This window comes from Pseudomonadota bacterium, assembly GCA_039024915.1.
GTDB lineage: Bacteria > Pseudomonadota > Alphaproteobacteria > Rhizobiales > MH13 > MH13.
The window spans coordinates 1-2489 of sequence record JBCCPK010000026.1 but is presented as its reverse complement, the minus strand read 5'-3'; the positions used below and the strand labels follow the sequence as shown (position 1 = coordinate 2489).

Here is a 2489-nt window from a genome sequence, read left to right as displayed (position 1 = left end):
ATGGATGCTCCTCCCTAATGAACAACGCGATGTGTTTGCCTGCACTCGGGCTACACGGCAAGAGGGCGCGACCAAGTTTCATGGGTCAAGCGACTGCGAGGCCTGGGGCTCATACATCAACAGTAGGTCAGGTTGGCAGTAACTGTTTAGGCCTGACCCGAAACCGGACAGAAATTACCAACGATTGCGACCTACTCATTGAGACCGGGCTGGGGTTGTCTATGCTACGGAGCGGGGCGCAGGCTCGTGAAGGTTGCGTAGTTAGTACTGGGAGTGGGTAAGACATGGCGACTGTCCTTGAGACGTTGGGAAGTGATCCAAATTTTAGCATTTTGGTGGCACTGGCTGTTGAAGTTGATGACGCCCTTGATGCCGGGATTGCCCAGGCGCTAGGTGATCCAAGCTTTGGAGCGACGGTATTTGCGCCGACTGACAGGGCGATGATCGCGGCGGCAAACTCGTTTGGCTATCCCGGTAGCGACGCCGAAGGCGCGGCTGTTTATCTTATCACTGCGGCTAACGCGCTATCAGACGGCGAAACGGCACAATTCTTCCTTGATGTGCTTTCATATCATATCACGCCGTCCGAACTGACAAACGGTGACTTCACAGATGGTGCAGTGTTCGAGACTGTTCTCGGGACAAACGTGTCAGTGTCATCGGGCGCTCTTGTGGACGTGGATCCGCGAAGCCCAAACGCCACGCTTGGCGTCGTTAACACACTCGATAACGGCGTCATCGTTCCGATAGATCAGCTCTTGCTGCCAGTTATCATCGAGTTCGATGATGATGGAACAGAAGGCCCGGACCTTGTCGTGGGCGGTGATGGGGCTGATGAAGCTCTCCTCCTTGAGGGAATTGATCTTTTTAGCGGAGGCGGCGGGAACGACATAGCGAATGGCGGTGCCAGCGCTGATCTTCTCTTTGGCGGTGCTGGTAATGACTTTCTGATCGGTGGTGGAGATTTTGACTGGCTATCCGGCGGCGAGGGCAGTGACACGCTCCAAGGGGATGTCGGAGAAGACCTGCTTGAAGGTGGCGCAGGGAACGACCGCCTTTTCGGCGGGGACCAGGCCGATCTTTTGATTGGCGGTCGAGGCAATGATCTGGTCGCGGGGCAGAACGGCAACGATGAGATGCACGGTTGTAGTGGGGCTGATCGCATTTTTGGGGGAGATGGGGATGACAGCGGCTTTGGCGGGGGTGGCGATGACATCCTTGTTGGCGGAACCGGAAATGATCGCCTAACGGGGTGGAACGGCAACGACTCCCTCTACGGTGGCGCTGGCTTTGATGATCTCTTTGGTGGTGCCGGCGATGACCTTCTCGTCGGGAAAGATGGCGACGACCTGCTCAATGCAGGTGATGGCGACGACCGTGTTTTCGGCGGTCGGGGCAATGACGAGTTGAGCGGCGGTGATGGTGAAGATCAGCTCTTTGGCGGCGGTGGCGCGGATGCGCTCAATGGCGGTGCGGATGCGGATTTCCTACGTGCCGGGGCCGGTGATGACACGCTAACGGGTGGCGATGGGGAAGACACATACTCTTTCGCAAGCGGGGCAAACGGCGCGAACAGGATCACGGACTTCAACGGGTTGGAGGACAGGCTGGAGATCGCGAATGTAGATGAAGACGAAGTGATCTCAATCCTGCTTGGTCAAGGAGACGGTAACGACGCACTTCTCATTTCTAGCGTCAACGCGAATTGGAGCGTGCTTGTCGAGGACGCCGAGGACCTCTCGGAGGATGACCTCTCCTTTGCTTAAACTCGCTTGCGAGTCCCTTGGGTTAACTCTCTTGCGAGTGGTCACGGGCGTCTTTCGTGGGCGCACGTTCGCTTTTGGGCTATCACGCCGCGCGGATTCCAGCTTTTAACGCGCTATGACAGTCGACCCCACCCCTATCGCTTCGCACTTCGTTAATGGCGCGTATCTGGAGGATGATGCGGGCGATGTGATTAATGTCGTTTACGCCGCGACTGGGGAGAAGATCGCGCAAGTTCATGCGGCGACGCCAGCCGTTGTTGAGGCAGCACTCGCGGCGGCAAAGGCGGCGCAGCCTGCCTGGGCTGCTATGACCGGGACCGAGCGGGGTCGTATCCTGCGTAGGGCGGCCGATATCATACGCGAGCGCAATCAGGAGCTGTCCGAGCTTGAGACATTCGACACCGGCAAGCCGCTGCAGGAAACCCTCGTCGCCGACGCAACCTCAGCGGCCGATGCGTTGGAGTATTTCGGCGGTTTGGCGGGCAGCCTGACAGGGGAACATATCCCGCTCGGGGGTGACTTTGCCTATACGATCCGCGAACCGCTTGGGGTTTGCGTGGGCATCGGCGCGTGGAATTACCCGACGCAGATCGCTTGTTGGAAAGGCGCGCCGGCGCTTGCCTGCGGGAATGCCATGGTCTTCAAACCCTCTGAGACGACCCCGCTTTGCGCGCTTAAAGTCGCGGAGATTTTGCATGAGGCCGGGCTTCCGGCGGGGCTCTT

2 protein-coding genes are annotated in these 2489 nt (G+C 58.3%); both read left to right on the top strand.

From position 1 onward, the window contains the following. The first annotated feature begins 284 nt into the window (after positions 1-284). Positions 285-1766 (top strand): fasciclin domain-containing protein, encoded by a 1482-nt coding sequence (locus tag AAF739_18035; GenBank protein MEM6384568.1) that lies wholly within the window; start codon positions 285-287, stop codon positions 1764-1766. Between the two features lie 115 nt (positions 1767-1881). Beyond that, positions 1882-2489, top strand: a 608-nt coding sequence (locus tag AAF739_18030; GenBank protein ID MEM6384567.1) for an aldehyde dehydrogenase family protein, incomplete at its 3' end; no start/stop codon positions are given.

Coding starts and splice junctions, on each gene's coding strand:
- AAF739_18035 (MEM6384568.1), top strand. CDS start 285: ATGGCGACTGTCCTTGAGACGTTGGGAAGTGATCCAAATTTTAGCATT.